The organism is Leclercia sp. Colony189, assembly GCF_009740165.1.
Lineage (GTDB): Bacteria > Pseudomonadota > Gammaproteobacteria > Enterobacterales > Enterobacteriaceae > Enterobacter.
This window is the reverse complement of record NZ_CP046557.1, coordinates 2155885-2171282: the sequence shown is the minus strand read 5'-3', so window position 1 is coordinate 2171282 and position 15398 is coordinate 2155885. Positions and strand designations below refer to the sequence as shown.

Genomic DNA, 15398 nt, shown 5'->3' with positions numbered 1-15398 from the left:
AGATGGCTATGGTGTGCCTCTAAATTAGGGTTTATCATTCATGTCTGCCACCGTACTTTTACGACGAATAAGGACATCTGGATTTATTCAGACGCCGGGAGGAGAAAATGAGTCATACCATAGCCATACTGGCGGTGCCGGGCGTGCAGTTGCTTGATGTAGGCGGGCCTATAGATGTTTTTGCTGAGGCTAACAGAATCCTGGGACGTCAATTTTATCGTCTGTATGTCGTTTCCGTCAGTGGCTCTGCTGTGCAGGCCTCGTCCGGCGTCAGGCTGGCGGCAGATTTTTCACTCGCGGATATTTCAGAACTCGTTCCTGATACGTTTCTCATTGCGGGCGCACCAGGTATGTCTGGTTATACGCCAGAGAGCAATGTCCTGGCGGGTATTACCGCCTTATGCGAAAAAAGTGAGCGGTTTGGATCCGTATGTACTGGCGCGCTGCTGCTGGCGCTTACCGGAAAACTCAGCGGTAAGCAGGTCACCACCCACTGGAATTGTGCGGAACTGCTTTCTATCAGACATCCTGAAATAGTCGTGGAAAGCGATGCGCTGTTTATCGCCGATGGTAGGGTGCGTACTGCCGCCGGTGTGACATCCGGCCTCGATCTGGCATTGAGGTTGGTGGAGGAAGATCTGGGGCGGGAAATTGCGGCCGAGGTTGCGGATCAGTTAGTGATGTTCTTTCGTCGGCCTGTTAATCAGTCGCACTTTGTCAGACGAAGCCAACTTTCCCTGAACGGACGCTCAGCACTCCAGGATCTTCAGCGTTGGGCAATTCAGAATATTAAAGAGATTGGCTCGGTTGCCATGTTGGCGCAACACATCAACCTTAGTGAGAGGCACCTTACGCGTATTTTTCGCCAGGAGATCGGTTTGACCCCGGCTCAATGGCTGGAGCGTGAGCGCGTGTCAAAAGCGCGCTTGCTGATTGAAAAAGAGAAGCTGCCCGCGAAAAAAATAGCCGCAGAATGCGGTTTCTCAGGTCCGGATGTCATGCGGCGTGTGTTCAGTCGACTCACAGGCATGACGCCTGCCGCCTGGCGGAAGATGGTAGGCCAACAGGAAGACTTCCCCACCCAAGTTTGCCCTAAACTCACTGAATAACGGCTCTGTTGTTGTTAACTCACCCGACAAAGGACACCTGCACCATGCTAAAAATCCTCGGCAAAACCACCTCCATTAACGTGCGCAAAGTGCTCTGGACCTGTGAAGAAGTGGGTCTGGACTATCTGCAGGAAGATTACGGCAGCGGCTTTTCCTCTACAGAAACCGATGCCTTTCGCGCGCTGAACCCGAATGCGATGGTGCCGGTGCTGATCGACAATGATTTCGTGATCTGGGAATCCAACGCCATTTGCCGCTATCTGGTTCGCAAAACCGGGCGGGACGACCTTCTCCCGACAGATCCACAAGCCTGCGCCAACGTCGAACGCTGGATGGACTGGCAGGCGACGGAATTTAATAACGCCTGGCGCTATGTCTTTCCGGCCCTGGGGCGTAAAAACCCGGACTTTAACGATCCGGCGCGAATTGCAGCCGGGATTAAGGAGTGGAACCACCATATCGCGATCCTTGAGCAGCAGCTGCAACGCACCGGGGCATGGGTGGCGGGCGACACTTTTACCCTGGCCGATGTGGTGCTGGGGCTGTCGGTGAACCGCTGGAAGATGACCCCTTTTGAGCATCCACCGGTGCCCGCTATCGAGGCCTGGTTTGAACGCTTAAATCTGCGCCCGGCGTTTATGCGCCACGGAAATAATGGCATGCTTTGAGCATAATGCGCCGGGTAAATAAGCACTTTGTTATCAAGGTTATTTTATTTAATTACTTAATTCTCGCCCACCTCCGGTGCCTTAATAATTAAGTACTATCCTGGACAATCCATGACCAGGCTTTGCTAGCCTGATTATTCAGGCAAAGCTCAAACCGGAGGTATTCTTTGCTGATTAAACTTAAGAAAGAACGAACCCATCAGGAGGATCGTCGTCTTGCCCTCTGGCTGGCGACCTCCGCAGGATTGCTGAATGCCATTGCGCTGGGTGCTTTTGGCTTCTTTCCTTCCCATATGACAGGCAATACCTCACAATTTTCCAGCGAAGTCTCCTCAACGGATCTGAACGATATTATTTTCTTCGCCACCATTATTCTGTCGTTTGTGACCGGGGCAATTATTGCGCGGATAATTGTTTTATGGGGCATCATGCACAATGTGCGGCTCATTTTTTGTCAGGTTTTGTTTATTGAAGGGTTATTACTGGCCGGCGTCTCCCTGCATGAAATCTATTTTCATACCTTCACGACTAACAGGGAAATTATTGTTTTTCTCTGCGGGCTGATGGGGATCCATAATTCCACCTCCACCCAACTTTCCGGTGGACGGGTACGCTCCACCCATATTACTGGCACGTTAACCGACGCAGGCATTTCGCTGGCCTCTGTGGTGGTGGCGATGCTACGCCGGGATTACTCCAAAGATACCGCCGCACAAACCAGCCAGCTTACAACCCACCTCACCACCCTTTTCTCGTTTATTACGGGAGGGATTGCCGGGCTGGTCCTGTTCAGGTGGTTTGGGTTTAATGCGATGCTGGCCCTGGGCTTAATGCTGGTTTTCGTCGCCACCTTCTCTATCATCAGCACCTCGCTGCGGGTGCGAAAGGTTCGCGCTGCACTCAGCAAATAACAGACTCTACTTCTTCATTAAGTGACGGTGTCACTTAATGAAATTATCTTTAAGACTATTCTGCCTGCCGGTATCCAGCCCTTACCCCGTAAGGCTTAACCTCATATTTCCGCAGTATTCATAAGGTTAGGAATAATACCGCTTCGCTGGAACCCTTCCCAAACCCTTGCTATAGCTCAAATACCCCTGCCAAAACATGGCATAACAACAGGCAATCTATGGTTGCTATAACGAACGCATGCGCACAGGGAGACACACCGCAATGCATACTTTATTAAAACGCTCGCTGCTTTTTGTCGGCGCCATTATTGTGGTCGTCGCCCTCCTCGTCTGGGGAATTGGGCTGGAGACGATCAAAGCGCGCCAGGTTGACCTGGTTTATCTCGGGCAACAGCATCTGATTTTAGTCTTCTCATCCATGTTCTTCGCCCTGCTGGTCGGTATCCCCAGCGGTATCTTGCTGAGCCGTCCGGCCGCGCGCGGTATCGCCGAATACGTTATGCAGATTTTTAACGTCGGCAACACCCTGCCACCGCTCGCAGTTCTGGCCCTGGCGATGGTGGTGATTGGCATCGGCGATACGCCCGCCATTATCGCCCTGTTCCTCGCCTCGCTGCTGCCGATAGTGCGTAACACCTACGCTGGTCTGTGCTCGGTTCCGGCATCATTACTGGAAGCGGCAAACGGCATCGGGATGACCAAATGGCAGCGTCTGCGCCAGGTGGAGCTGCCTAACGCCTGGCCGGTAATGCTCTCCGGTATTCGTATTGCCACCGCCATTAACGTCGGTACCGCACCGCTGGCCTTCCTGATTGGCGCCAGCAGCTACGGCGAGCTGATTTTCCCCGGCATCTACCTGAATGATTTCCCGACGCTAATCCTGGGCGCGGCGGCCACCGCCCTGTTCGCCCTGATTCTGGATACGTTGCTGGCGGCGCTGGGCCGTCTGATGAGCCCGCATCTCGCGCGATAACAATAATAAGGAGCTTCTATGAGACTATTTACCGGCCTGGCGGCGCTCTGTACCGCCGCGCTCTTTACCAGCCAGGCGCTCGCGGCGCCGTTGATCCTGGCGACCAAGAGTTTTACCGAACAGCATATTCTCTCGGCGATGACCGTGCAGTATCTGCAAAAGAAAGGGTTTGAAGTTAAGCCTCAGACCAACATTGCCACCGTCATTTCCCGTAATGCGATGATCAACAAGCAGATCGATATGACCTGGGAGTATACCGGCACCTCGCTGATCATCTTTAACCACATCAACAAACGCATGTCGCCAGAGGAGTCTTACGAGACGGTGAAACGTCTGGATGCGAAGCACGGCCTGGTGTGGCTCAAACCTGCTGACATGAACAACACCTACGCCTTTGCCATGCAGCGTAAGCGCGCCGAGGCTGCAAATATCAACACCATGTCAGAGCTGGTGGCGAAGATTGAGCAGGTGCGCAAAACCGATCCGGATAACAACTGGATGCTGGGTCTGGATCTGGAGTTCTCCGGGCGCAGCGATGGCATGAAGCCGCTGCAGGCGGCCTACAACATGGAGCTCGATCGCCCGCAAATTCGCCAGATGGACCCAGGTCTGGTCTATAACGCGGTGCGCGACGGCTTTGTCGATGCCGGGCTGGTTTACACCACTGACGGACGCGTTAAAGGCTTCGATCTGAAGGTGCTGGAAGATGACAAAGGTTTCTTCCCGAGCTACGCGGTGACCCCGGTGGTGCGCAAGGATACGCTGGAAGCCAACCCGGGGCTGGAAGAGGCGCTGAACACCCTCTCTGCCCAGCTCAATAACGACGTCATCACCGAGCTGAACAAGAAGGTGGATATCGATCATCAGTCACCGCAGCAGGTCGCCCGTGATTTCCTGCGTAGTAAGCAGCTGCTGTAAGGAGGCGCTATGGATACCGTTCACTACATTCTTGATAACTGGGGTTACATCATGACCCTGACCTTCCAGCACCTGTGGCTGGTGGCGCTGGCGGTGGGCTTGGCCATTATTATCGGCGTGCCGCTGGGCATTCTGATCGTGCGTCACAAATGGCTGGCGACGCCGGTGCTGGGGATTGCCACCATCGTGCTGACCATCCCGTCCATTGCTCTGTTCGGCCTGATGATCCCCCTCTTTTCCATGATCGGTCAGGGTATTGGCGCCCTGCCCGCCATTACCGCGGTGTTTCTCTACTCGCTGCTGCCGATTGTGCGTAACACCCATACGGCGCTGGACAGCCTGCCGCCCGGCCTGCGCGAAGCGGGTCGCGGCATCGGCATGACCTTCTGGCAACGCCTGCGCTGGGTAGAAATTCCGATGGCGCTGCCGGTGATTTTCGGCGGCATCCGTACCGCGGTCGTAATGAATATCGGCGTGATGGCCATTGCCGCCGTCATCGGCGCGGGCGGGCTTGGCCTGTTGCTGCTAAACGGCATTGGCGGGAGTGATATTCGTATGCTGATTGCCGGCGCGCTGATGATTTGTCTTTTAGCGATTGTGCTCGACTGGTTACTGCACCGTCTGCAGATCGTTCTGACTCCAAAGGGGATTCGATAATGATAAAACTGGAAAACCTCACCAAACAATTTTCACAGAAGCACGGCCAGACTTTTAAGGCCGTAGATAACGTCAACCTGAACGTGCCCGAAGGGGAGATGTGCGTCCTGCTCGGCCCATCCGGCTGCGGCAAAACCACCACCCTGAAGATGATTAACCGGCTGATTACCCCGAGCAGCGGCACCATCCAGATCAATGGCCAGGACACCAGCGAGATGGATACCGTGACCCTGCGCCGCAACATCGGCTACGTGATCCAGCAGATTGGTCTCTTCCCGAACATGACCATCGAAGAGAACATCACCGTCGTACCGCGCATGCTGGGCTGGGATAAAGCCCGCTGTAAAACCCGCGCCGAAGAGCTGATGGATATGGTAGCGATGGATCCGCATAAGTTCCTCAACCGCTATCCGCGGGAGATGTCCGGTGGTCAGCAGCAGCGTATCGGCGTGATTCGCGCCCTGGCGGCGGATCCTCCGGTACTGCTGATGGATGAGCCTTTCGGTGCGGTGGACCCGATTAACCGCGAGGTGATCCAGAACCAGTTCCTCGAGATGCAGCGCAAGCTGAAAAAAACGGTGATGCTGGTGAGCCACGACATCGACGAGGCGCTGAAGCTGGGGGATCGTATCGCCGTCTTCCGCCAGGGGCGCATTGTCCAGTGCGCCAGCCCGGACGAACTGCTGGCGAAACCGGCCAATGAATTTGTCGGCTCGTTCGTTGGCCAGGACCGCACCCTGAAGCGTCTGCTGCTGGTCTCCGCGGGCGATGTCACGGATCAACAGCCAACCCTGACCGTGCGACCAGCCACGCCGCTGCCGGAAGCCTTCGCCATCATGGACGACAACGACATTCGCGCCGTCACCGTGGTGGATGAAAACGGCAAACCGCTGGGCTTTGTGAAGCGCCGGGAAGCGCGCAATGCCACCGGCACCTGCGCCGATCTGCTCCACCCGTTCCGCATGACCGGCAAAGCGGAGGACAACCTGCGTGTGGTGCTGTCACGGCTGTATGAGAGCAACACCAGCTGGATGCCGATTGTCGATGAAGAGGGGCGCTATAACGGCGAAATTTCTCAGGACTATATTGCGGAATACTTAAGCTCCGGCCGCACGCGCCGGGCGCTGAATATTCACAGCGACAGTTAATATTGTCAGCCGGGCCTTGCCCGGCTCTTCGCATTGCTAACCCCGCGTTTTCCCGTCAAAATATTGTATCTTCCTCATTTACGCGTAACCCATGCATCGACTCCATGCTTACCCTGACATCCGCGCGATGTTTCGCCGGTTGCTGATCGCCAGCGTGATTGGCGTGCTGGCGGCCCTGGCCGTAGCCCTGTTCCGCCATGCTCTCTATTTACTGGAGTGGCTGTTTCTGAGTAACGAAAGCGGCAGTCTGGTGAATGCCGCCAGCGCCCTGTCGCCCTGGCGACGCGCACTGACCCCTGCCCTCGGCGGGCTGGCTGCCGGGCTGCTGCTGTGGGGATGGCAAAAAAAGACCGCGCAGCGGCCCCATGCGCCCACCGACTATATGGAGGCGCTGGAAACGGGTGACGGACAGTTTGACTACGCCGCCAGCCTGGTCAAATCCCTGGCGTCGCTGCTGGTCGTCGCCAGCGGCAGCGCCATTGGCCGGGAAGGGGCAATGATCCTGCTGGCCGCCCTCGCCGCCTCCTTTTTTGCCCAGCGCTTTACCCCCAAAACGGAATGGAAACTGTGGATTGCCTGCGGTGCCGCCGCCGGGATGGCCAGCGCCTACCATGCCCCGTTAGCCGGAAGCCTGTTTATTGCTGAGATCCTGTTTGGCACTCTGATGCTGGCCTCGCTCGGCCCGGTGGTGATTGCCGCCGTGGTCGCCCTGCTCACTACACGCCTGCTCAGCCCCGGCGCGAATACGCTCTATGAGGTACACCTCAGCGACACCCTCACCGGAATGGATTACTCACTGATCGTGGGAATGGGCCTGCTGGCCGGCATCTGCGGTCCGGCGCTAATGTGGCTCATGGCCTTCAGCCATTCCCTGTTTCTCCGCCTTAAGCTCTCTCCGCCCTGGCAGCTTGCGCTGGGTGGTCTCATCGTCGGCCTGCTGTCGCTGCTGACCCCTAAGGTCTGGGGAAATGGCTACAGCGTGGTACAGGGATTCCTGCTGGCGCCGCCGCTGCTGTCGGTCATTGTGGGGATATTTATCTGCAAGTTGCTGGCAGTGCTTGCCAGCAGCGGCTCTGGCGCACCAGGTGGGGTTTTCACCCCAACGCTGTTTGTCGGCATGGCGACCGGTATGCTGTTTGCCCAGTTGTTTATGCTGTGGTTGCCCGGCGATGAAACCGCGATTTTACTGGGGCTGGCAGGAATGGCGACGCTGCTCGCCGCCACGACGCACGCGCCAATCATGTCGGCGCTGATGGTTTGTGAAATGACCGGGCAGTATGTTCTGCTGCCCGGTTTGCTGATCGCCTGTGTGGTGGCGTCGGTTTTATCGCGAACGTTACGCCACGACTCGATCTACGGCCATCACCCCGCCGAAGGCAGAGAGGTCGATATAGTGCGCTAAGTCGCGTTGCTCGGCGCGCGGCAGGTACGGCAGTTCACCCACCAGTGGCGCCGGCAGCTTTTTGCTTAACACATCGATAATTTCGGCGTAGTGCGCCAGGCCCGGATTGATGCGGTTCGCCACCCACCCCACCAGCGGCAGGCCATCATTGGCGATGGCTTGTGCGGTCAGCAGGGCGTGGTTGATACAGCCCTCCTGAATGCCGACCACCAACAGCACCGGTAATTGCTCTTGTACCACCCATTCGGACAGCGGACGCAGATCGTTCATCAGGCTGCGCCATCCGCCGGTCCCTTCAACGACCACGTGATCCACTTGCTCGCCCAGGCTGGCAAGCCCGTTCGATAACAGGGTGTAATTCACCAGCCCACTGTGCGCCACGCTGCTCTCATCTTCGCTAAGCGCAATGGGGTTAATGGCATGATAAGGCAGTTCTAAAGAGGAGACACTTTGTAGCACCAGCGCATCTTTATTGCGCAATCCCTCTGGCGTCTCTTTACTCCCTTTGGCTACCGGCTTGTACCCTGCAACACGCTTTCCGCTGGCCATCATGGCTTGCAGCAAGGCGCGGGACACCACCGTCTTGCCGACAGAGGTATCAGTACCCGTTACAAAGAAACGCTTAAGCATCACTGACTCCACCGTTATGCTCTGAAAATATAAATGAAGGAAATAATTCAGTGGAGGAAGTCTAAGGTATGCGCTATCCGCCCGGTTTGAGATAGCGCAATTTTTGGTAAGACTGTAAAAAACAGTTAACCCTGCAACAGACGAATCAATAGTGAACCGTTATACATCGCATCCTTCACCAGCGCCGCACCGGCCATCGTCCCCTGATTGGTGAACTGAGTACTTTCCACCACGATGTGTTGGCTGTAGGCCGGCAAGGACTGCTGGCGAATGGAGTCGGCGATTGCCGGGAAGAGCACATCCGACGCCTGGCTCAGGGGCGAGCCAATCAGGATTTTCTGCGGGTTAAAGAGGTTAACCATAATTGCAATAATCCGCCCGACGTTAGTGCCGACGCCAGTGATGATATCTTTTGCCAGCAGATCGCCCTGCTGCGCGGCGGCGCAGAGCGACTCCACCGTCAGAGGCTGGCCGTGGAGCGCCGAGCTCATCGACTGGCCGAGCCGGAGCTGGGCCAGCTCCAGCACGCTGTCAACGCTGGCGATAGTCTCCAGACAGCCGTGGTTACCGCAATAACAGCGCTTGCCATAAGGATCGACCTGGGTGTGACCAATCTCCACCAGGCTGCTGCTGCCCGCATGCAGCAGGCGCCCATCGGTGATCACCCCGGCTCCCACGTTGTGGTCGATCACCACCTGAATCACGTCGCGCGCGCCGCGAGAGGCACCGAACAGTGCCTCGGCCATCGTCCAGGCGCTGATATCATGCTGAATATAGACCGGCACGCCGGTGTGATTTTTCAGCACCTCGCCCAGCGGCATCTCTTTGACGTCGTCGTAAAATGGCATCCGGTGGACAATCCCATTTTCCGTATCAATGATACCGGGCATGGTGATGGCAATGGCGGTGAGGCGCTCCAGCTTCTGCTGATGATGAATGAAGAACTGATCGATCAGGGCGGTGATCCGCACCTCCAGCGGCTCGGCAGCGTGCAGTTCAAGCGGCAGCCGGTCTTCCACCACCAGCTTGCTGCTGAGATCGCGCAGCGCAAGGTAAATTTCACCGCGGCTGATGCGCAATGAGAGGTAGTGCCAGGCTTCGGTTTCCACCACCAGCCCAACGGCCGGACGGCCACGACTGCCCGGCTCCTGAATTTCTGTTTCCTGTACCAGGTGAGCTTCGAGCATCTCACGCACAATCTTGGTGATACTGGCGGGTGCCAGTTGCGCAAGACGAGAAAGATCGATGCGCGAGACCGGCCCAAGCTGATCAATCAGGCGATATACTGCACCTGCATTGGTCTGCTTAATCTGATCAATATGCCCTGGCTGACTATCAGCAACCACCACGTACTCCCTTATTTTCGCGCTTCGAAATAAACTGTGGGCTATGGTGAAGCACTTCTACAGTAATCGTCAAATTTTTACTTAGCCTTGTGATTTACAGCACATTTTTACCCGCATTTTTTGCCGGTCAGCGCCCTGACGAGGCAGCGATCAGCAGATCTTTGAACCGCTGTGCCGCCGCGCTGAGTTCATGGTGTTTTGACCATACCAGCCACATCTCTGAAACCGCGTCCGGTTCGGCGAGCGCCACCCAGCGCATCTCATGGAGCTGAAGCCGCCTGAACGAGGCAGGCAGGATCGAGACCCCCAACCCCGCCGCCACCAGTCCGATAATGGTCATCGCCTCGCCCACCTCCTGGGTAATCATCGGGTTTACCCCATAGCGCCGCAGTAATCCCAGAATGTCGTCGTACAGACCGGTGCCAACGTGCGGGTCAAAAAAGACAAACGGCTCCTGCGCCAGCTCCGTCACCGAGATTTCAGCTCTTGCCGCCAGAGGGTGACCGCGGTGGACCATCGCCAGCAGCGGCTCCCGCAGCACCCGCTGCCAGGCCAGCGTCTCCGGCAGACGGGTATTGCGCATCAGGCCAAGATCGAGCGAGCCTTCGCTGAGGGGAACAATCTGCTCCCGGGTGTTGATCTCCCGGGTCTGGATATGCACATCCGGCGACAGGCGGCGAAACGACGAAAGGGTATGTGAGATGGCGCTAATAAAGGGCGCGGAGGAGGTAAACCCGATGCGTAGCTCGCCGGTTTCGCCATGGTGAAGGCGTTCTGCCCGGGCTGCCGCTTCCTCCACCATGCTCAGGATCTGGCGGCTGTCCGCCAGAAATTGTCGCCCTGCGGGGGTCAGCCCGACGCTGCGGTTGGTGCGCGCCAGCAGGCGAGCGCCTACCTGCTGCTCAAGAACCTGGATTTGCTGGCTGAGGGGCGGTTGGGAGATATTGAGCCGCGCCGCCGCGCGCCCAAAATGGAGCTCCTCCGCGACGGCGACAAAATAGCGCAGATGACGCAGTTCGATATTCATATTTTAAATGTATCATTTGAGATTATTAATATATTAGACAGAATATTTACAATTTCCTACCCTGATCCTTGTGGTCATACCCGTCACCAGAAATCACGGGGATGTTGAAGCAAGGAACTTACGTGAGTCGGACTACAACGGCTGATATCGCCCCGAACAATGATATCGATCTCCTCCCCAACAACGCGCAACCGGTTCGGTTTATCAAACGCGGCACCCCGCAGTTTATGCGCGTCACGCTGGCACTTTTCTCCGCGGGGCTAGCCACCTTTGCCCTGCTCTACTGCGTGCAGCCGATCCTGCCGGTGCTATCCCAGGAGTTTGGCGTCTCCCCGGCCAGCAGCAGTATTTCCCTCTCAATCTCGACCGGGATGCTGGCGGTCGGCCTGCTCTTTACCGGCCCGCTTTCGGACGCTATCGGACGTAAGCCGGTGATGGTCACCGCACTGCTGCTGGCGTCGGTCTGTACCTTGTTGTCGACGATGATGACCAGCTGGCACGGGATTTTAATCATGCGCGCGCTGATCGGGCTTTCGCTCAGCGGCGTGGCCGCGGTGGGTATGACCTACCTCAGCGAGGAGATCCACCCCAGCTTTGTCGCCTTCTCGATGGGGCTCTACATCAGCGGTAACTCCATCGGCGGCATGAGCGGGCGGTTGCTGAGCGGGGTCTTTACCGATTTCTTCAGCTGGCGGGTAGCGCTGGCGGCGATCGGCTGCTTTGCCCTGGCCTCCGCGCTGATGTTCTGGAAAATTCTGCCGGAGTCGCGCCATTTTCGCCCCACCGCACTGCGGCCCAAAACGCTGCTGATTAACTTCCGCCTGCACTGGCGCGATCGGGGTTTGCCCCTGCTGTTTCTCACCGGTTTTCTGCTGATGGGTTCGTTTGTCACCCTCTTTAACTACATCGGCTACCGGCTGATGCTCTCGCCGTGGCATCTGAGCCAGGCGCTGGTGGGCCTGCTTTCGGTGGCCTACCTGACCGGCACATGGAGTTCACCGAAAGCCGGGGCGATGACCACCCGCTTCGGGCGTGGGCCGGTAATGATCGTTTCCACCGGCGTGATGCTGGCCGGGGTTCTGCTGACGTTGCTCGCTAACCTGTGGGTGATTTTCGCCGGGATGTTGCTCTTCTCCGCCGGTTTCTTCGCCGCTCACTCGGTTGCCAGCAGCTGGATCGGCCCGCGCGCCCGTCGTGCCAAGGGCCAGGCCTCGTCGCTGTATCTGTTCAGCTACTATCTGGGCTCCAGCATCGCCGGGACGCTCGGCGGCGTGTTCTGGCACCAGTATGGCTGGAACGGCGTGGGCGGGTTTATTGCGCTGATGTTGTGTGGGGCGCTGATGGTGGGCAGGCGTCTTCATTGCCGTTTGAAATAAGATCACAATCTGGTTAATACCAGGAGCAAATCTAATCTTGCCGTTAGCGGCAACCCCGTCCTGGTGCGAAACAAGTTCGGGGTTTTTCGTTTTTAATCATTCTAAATTCTATATCAAGCATTAATAAACAATAACTTAAAGCATGTTGTTCATTTACTCATCATTGCTTATAAGTTAGGCTCCCAATGGATTACCCATACACATGATAAGGAAAATCAATTATGGCAATACCGGCTTATCTTTGGCTAAAAGACGATGGCGGCGCTCTCATCAAAGGGTCTGTAGATGTAAGGCACCGTGAGCAATCTATAGAAATCACATCATTCAGCCATAATCTGTATATCCCGACCGATAGCAATACGGGAAAACTTACAGGGACACGCGTACACGGTGCCCTGATGTTCGAAAAGGAGTTTGATAGTTCATCCCCTTATCTCATGAAAGCTGTAGCCACCGGGCAAACTCTTCAGAGTGCCGAATTTAAATGGTATCGCATCAATGATGCAGGCCAGGAAGTTGAGTATTACAACATGTTCCTGGAAGGGGTAAAGATTGTATCAGTCACACCAATGATGCATGACACAAAAACTGTGATAAATGCAGGTCACCTTGAGCAGGTACATTTACGCTACGCTAAAATCACGTGGACGTTCAAAGACGGAAATATTCAGTATTCCGACGCATGGGCAGAACGTTTAACCGGGTAACTATGCATGGATAGTGTTGAAGAACTTAACGGGACGTATTTTTATAAGGGATACTCCAACCTTTCTGCCGGAGAGTTGCTCTTTTGGATTTTCCTTGATGAAGCGGCTGAACAGTTCGGAACAAGCGATCTTTTAACAGTTGGGCTAATTTTGCCTGGTCAGCCTGAAATAGTGACAAGAGGCAAACCTGGAGGGACAACCCCAGGAACATCACTACTCAGTTCACAGTTACGTCATTGGCTAAATATTGAAACCAGACGCTTACCCACCCTGACTAACTCAAGTATCAGAAGAATGAAGTTTGCCTATGTTACTAATCTCGGGGCATTTGTAGGAAGATGGATTCCAGTCCTTGGGATTTTTGTTATTGCTGCCGATACCTCAGCCATAGCTTATAAGGCGACAATGAAATACAACACCATAGCCAGAGGAAACGACAAGTTATGGTGACAAATGAAGATGTGATTACTTGGTACTGTGAAAAGTTCAACAAGCCCGCCTTGTTCACCAGGAAGTCATGGCCCGTAACGCTTGATACCAGCCTCTCCACAGGTGATTACGTTTGGGCGAGTGAAACAGGGGCAGACATCATGAGGGAATATTTTCAACGTTTTGATGTGGACCCTGCAAACTTCGACTTTTACCGATACTGGCCTGAGGAGACATTTATCCTTTACTCTTTATTCACTAGTGGAAAGGACGACGATGAACCCGAACCGTTAACACTTCGTATGCTTTCTGAGTCTGCAAAGGCAGGCAGATGGTTATATGACTGACAAGCTAAAGGGCTATTTATTCTCCTTTGTCATATTCGCTCTCCGCTATTGCCTGCCCCCCTTCTTTGACGTGCATAAGTTGAATGCATGACAAGCGCATGAATCGCGTTACACTCCCCTGAATACTTCCTACTGAACGAGAACAACAACTATGCAGAAAAACGATTCTTATCAGCAACTCACCCGCACCTTCCAGCGTCTCTCCCGCTTCTCCCATCTCTCCGCCATCGCCAGCTGGGACATGTTAACCATGATGCCTCCCGGCGGCAGCGCCGCACGAGGTGAAGCCCTGGCGGAGCTGAGCGTCCTGCAACATCAAATCCTGACGGATAAAAACGTGGCCGACTGGCTGCGTAAAGCCGAAAGCGAAGATCTTAACGACGTTGAACAGGCCAACCTGCGGGAGATGAAACGCCACTATCAGCAGACTGCGCTGCTGCCGGAATCGCTGGTTGAAGCAAAATCGCTGGCGGGCAGCAAATGCGAGCATGCCTGGCGCACCCAGCGTCCGGCGAACGACTGGCAGGGTTTTGCCGTCAACCTGAAAGAGGTGGTGAAACTGAGCCGGGAAGAGGCCCGTCTGCGTGCCGAAGCCAAAGGCTGCACCCCTTACGACGCGCTGTTGGATATCTTCGAGCCGGATATGACCAGCGCCCGGCTGGATGAGCTGTTTGGCGATCTCAAAACCTGGCTGCCGGATCTGCTGGCGCAGGTGGTCGAGAAGCAGGCGCACCATGCCTTCGTGCCGCCGCAGGGCCCATTCCCCACCGCCATTCAGCGTGAGCTGGGGCTGGAGGCGATGAAGAGCCTTGGATTCGACTTTAATGCGGGCCGTCTGGATGTCAGCGCTCACCCATTCTGTGGCGGCGTGCCGGAAGATGTGCGCATCACCACCCGCTACAACGAAGACGAACTGTTAAGCGCCCTGTTTGGCGTGATCCACGAAACCGGCCATGCGCGCTATGAACAGAACCTGCCGCGCAACTGGCTCGGTCAGCCTATCGCCCTGGCGCGTTCTACCGCTATCCACGAATCCCAGAGCCTGTTCTTTGAAATGCAGCTCGGACGCAGCAAGGCATTCCTCAACCACCTGCTCCCGGCCGTCCATGAACGTTTCGGCACCCAGGCGGCCTTTACGCCTGAGAATTTTGTCGCCTGGAACCAGCGGGTGAAGCCTGGCTATATCCGCGTGGATGCCGATGAAGTGAGCTATCCGGCACACGTCGTGCTGCGCTATGAAATTGAGCGGGCGCTGATTAACGGTGAAATCGAGGTGGAGGACATTCCGGCGCTGTGGGATGAAAAAATGCAGGCCTGGCTGGGCTTATCAACAAAAGATAATTACCGCAACGGCTGTATGCAGGATATCCACTGGACCGACGGTGGCTTTGGCTACTTCCCGTCATACACCTTAGGCGCTATGTACGCCGCTCAGTTGTTCAGTGCGGCCAAAACCGCGCTACCGGGACTGGACGCATCCATCGCCGCCGGGGATTTCAGCGCCCTGTTCGACTGGCTGCGCCAGAACATCTGGCAGCACGGCAGCCGTTTCACCACCGCCCAGCTGATTGAGCAGGCGACCGGGGAAGATCTCAACGTCCGTTATTTCCGCGAACATCTTACCTCCCGCTATCTGTAACCTTCCTCGCCGGGTCATCGACCCGGCGTTGTACATACCGTTACACGCCGATACCAAACACTCACGGAAGCCCCGAAATTTCAGGGATATAGTTCTTTCAACGGCCCCGCA

Annotated in this window: 16 protein-coding genes; 13 read left to right on the top strand and 3 right to left on the bottom strand. The window is 55.9% G+C overall.

Features of this window, described 5'->3' with window-relative positions; all coding sequences use genetic code 11:
* Nucleotides 1-107: 107 nt before the first annotated feature.
* The 8 genes from GNG29_RS10345 (at nucleotide 108) to clcB (ending at nucleotide 7786) form a co-directional block, all read left to right on the top strand.
* The gene (locus tag GNG29_RS10345) at nucleotides 108-1109 is read left to right on the top strand and encodes a GlxA family transcriptional regulator (protein ID WP_156654423.1); all 1002 of its coding nucleotides are present in this window, start codon (nucleotides 108-110) and stop codon (nucleotides 1107-1109) included.
* 44 nt (nucleotides 1110-1153) lie between these two features.
* The gene (locus GNG29_RS10340; RefSeq protein ID WP_156654422.1) at nucleotides 1154-1777 is read left to right on the top strand and encodes a glutathione S-transferase family protein; all 624 of its coding nucleotides are present in this window, start codon (nucleotides 1154-1156) and stop codon (nucleotides 1775-1777) included.
* A 167-nt stretch (nucleotides 1778-1944) separates the two neighbouring features.
* Nucleotides 1945-2688 (top strand): YoaK family protein, encoded by a 744-nt coding sequence (locus GNG29_RS10335; protein ID WP_156654421.1) that lies wholly within the window; start codon nucleotides 1945-1947, stop codon nucleotides 2686-2688.
* 262 nt (nucleotides 2689-2950) lie between these two features.
* Nucleotides 2951-3661 (top strand): osmoprotectant ABC transporter permease OsmY, encoded by a 711-nt coding sequence (gene osmY, locus GNG29_RS10330; protein ID WP_156654420.1) that lies wholly within the window; start codon nucleotides 2951-2953, stop codon nucleotides 3659-3661.
* 18 nt (nucleotides 3662-3679) lie between these two features.
* The gene (gene osmX / locus GNG29_RS10325) at nucleotides 3680-4579 is read left to right on the top strand and encodes an osmoprotectant ABC transporter substrate-binding protein OsmX (RefSeq protein ID WP_156654419.1); all 900 of its coding nucleotides are present in this window, start codon (nucleotides 3680-3682) and stop codon (nucleotides 4577-4579) included.
* Between the two features lie 9 nt (nucleotides 4580-4588).
* Entirely contained in the window at nucleotides 4589-5236 is a 648-nt protein-coding gene (gene osmW / locus GNG29_RS10320; RefSeq protein ID WP_103179440.1) for an osmoprotectant ABC transporter permease OsmW, read from the top strand.
* A complete protein-coding gene (gene osmV / locus GNG29_RS10315) occupies nucleotides 5236-6384 on the top strand; it encodes an osmoprotectant ABC transporter ATP-binding protein OsmV (RefSeq protein WP_103824510.1) in 1149 nt (382 codons plus the stop codon). The genes osmW and osmV overlap by 1 nt, the downstream gene beginning before the upstream one ends.
* A gap of 91 nt (nucleotides 6385-6475) precedes the next feature.
* Nucleotides 6476-7786, top strand: a complete 1311-nt coding sequence (gene clcB / locus GNG29_RS10310) for a voltage-gated ClC-type chloride channel ClcB (protein ID WP_156654418.1) — start codon at nucleotides 6476-6478, stop codon at nucleotides 7784-7786.
* Here the strand turns inward: clcB and bioD are convergent.
* From bioD to GNG29_RS10295, 3 genes are all read right to left on the bottom strand, one after another.
* Nucleotides 7721-8416 carry a dethiobiotin synthase gene (bioD, locus tag GNG29_RS10305; protein ID WP_103179437.1) on the bottom strand — a complete coding sequence of 232 codons (696 nt, stop codon included), beginning with the start codon at nucleotides 8414-8416 and terminating at the stop codon, nucleotides 7721-7723. The genes clcB and bioD overlap by 66 nt on opposite strands.
* A 125-nt stretch (nucleotides 8417-8541) precedes the next feature.
* On the bottom strand, nucleotides 8542-9762 hold the full coding sequence (mlc, locus tag GNG29_RS10300) for a sugar metabolism global transcriptional regulator Mlc (RefSeq protein WP_103179436.1): 1221 nt from the start codon (nucleotides 9760-9762) through the stop codon (nucleotides 8542-8544).
* Nucleotides 9763-9889: 127 nt separating this feature from the next.
* Nucleotides 9890-10789, bottom strand: a complete 900-nt coding sequence (locus tag GNG29_RS10295; protein ID WP_103179435.1) for a LysR family transcriptional regulator — start codon at nucleotides 10787-10789, stop codon at nucleotides 9890-9892.
* 122 nt (nucleotides 10790-10911) lie between these two features.
* Between GNG29_RS10295 and GNG29_RS10290 the strand changes: the two genes are divergently transcribed.
* The 5 genes from GNG29_RS10290 to GNG29_RS10270 all read left to right on the top strand — a co-directional run bounded on the left by GNG29_RS10290 (nucleotide 10912) and on the right by GNG29_RS10270 (nucleotide 15287).
* Nucleotides 10912-12165, top strand: coding sequence for an MFS transporter (locus GNG29_RS10290; protein ID WP_156654417.1), 1254 nt, complete (start codon nucleotides 10912-10914; stop codon nucleotides 12163-12165).
* A 221-nt stretch (nucleotides 12166-12386) separates the two neighbouring features.
* Nucleotides 12387-12872 carry an Hcp family type VI secretion system effector gene (locus GNG29_RS10285; RefSeq protein ID WP_156654416.1) on the top strand — a complete coding sequence of 162 codons (486 nt, stop codon included), beginning with the start codon at nucleotides 12387-12389 and terminating at the stop codon, nucleotides 12870-12872.
* A 6-nt stretch (nucleotides 12873-12878) separates the two neighbouring features.
* A complete protein-coding gene (locus tag GNG29_RS10280) occupies nucleotides 12879-13322 on the top strand; it encodes an STM2901 family protein (protein WP_156654415.1) in 444 nt (147 codons plus the stop codon).
* Nucleotides 13316-13648, top strand: coding sequence for a DUF1493 family protein (locus GNG29_RS10275; RefSeq protein ID WP_103179431.1), 333 nt, complete (start codon nucleotides 13316-13318; stop codon nucleotides 13646-13648). The genes GNG29_RS10280 and GNG29_RS10275 overlap by 7 nt, the downstream gene beginning before the upstream one ends.
* 151 nt (nucleotides 13649-13799) lie before the next feature.
* On the top strand, nucleotides 13800-15287 hold the full coding sequence (locus tag GNG29_RS10270) for a carboxypeptidase M32 (protein WP_156654414.1): 1488 nt from the start codon (nucleotides 13800-13802) through the stop codon (nucleotides 15285-15287).
* Nucleotides 15288-15398: the final 111 nt, after the last annotated feature.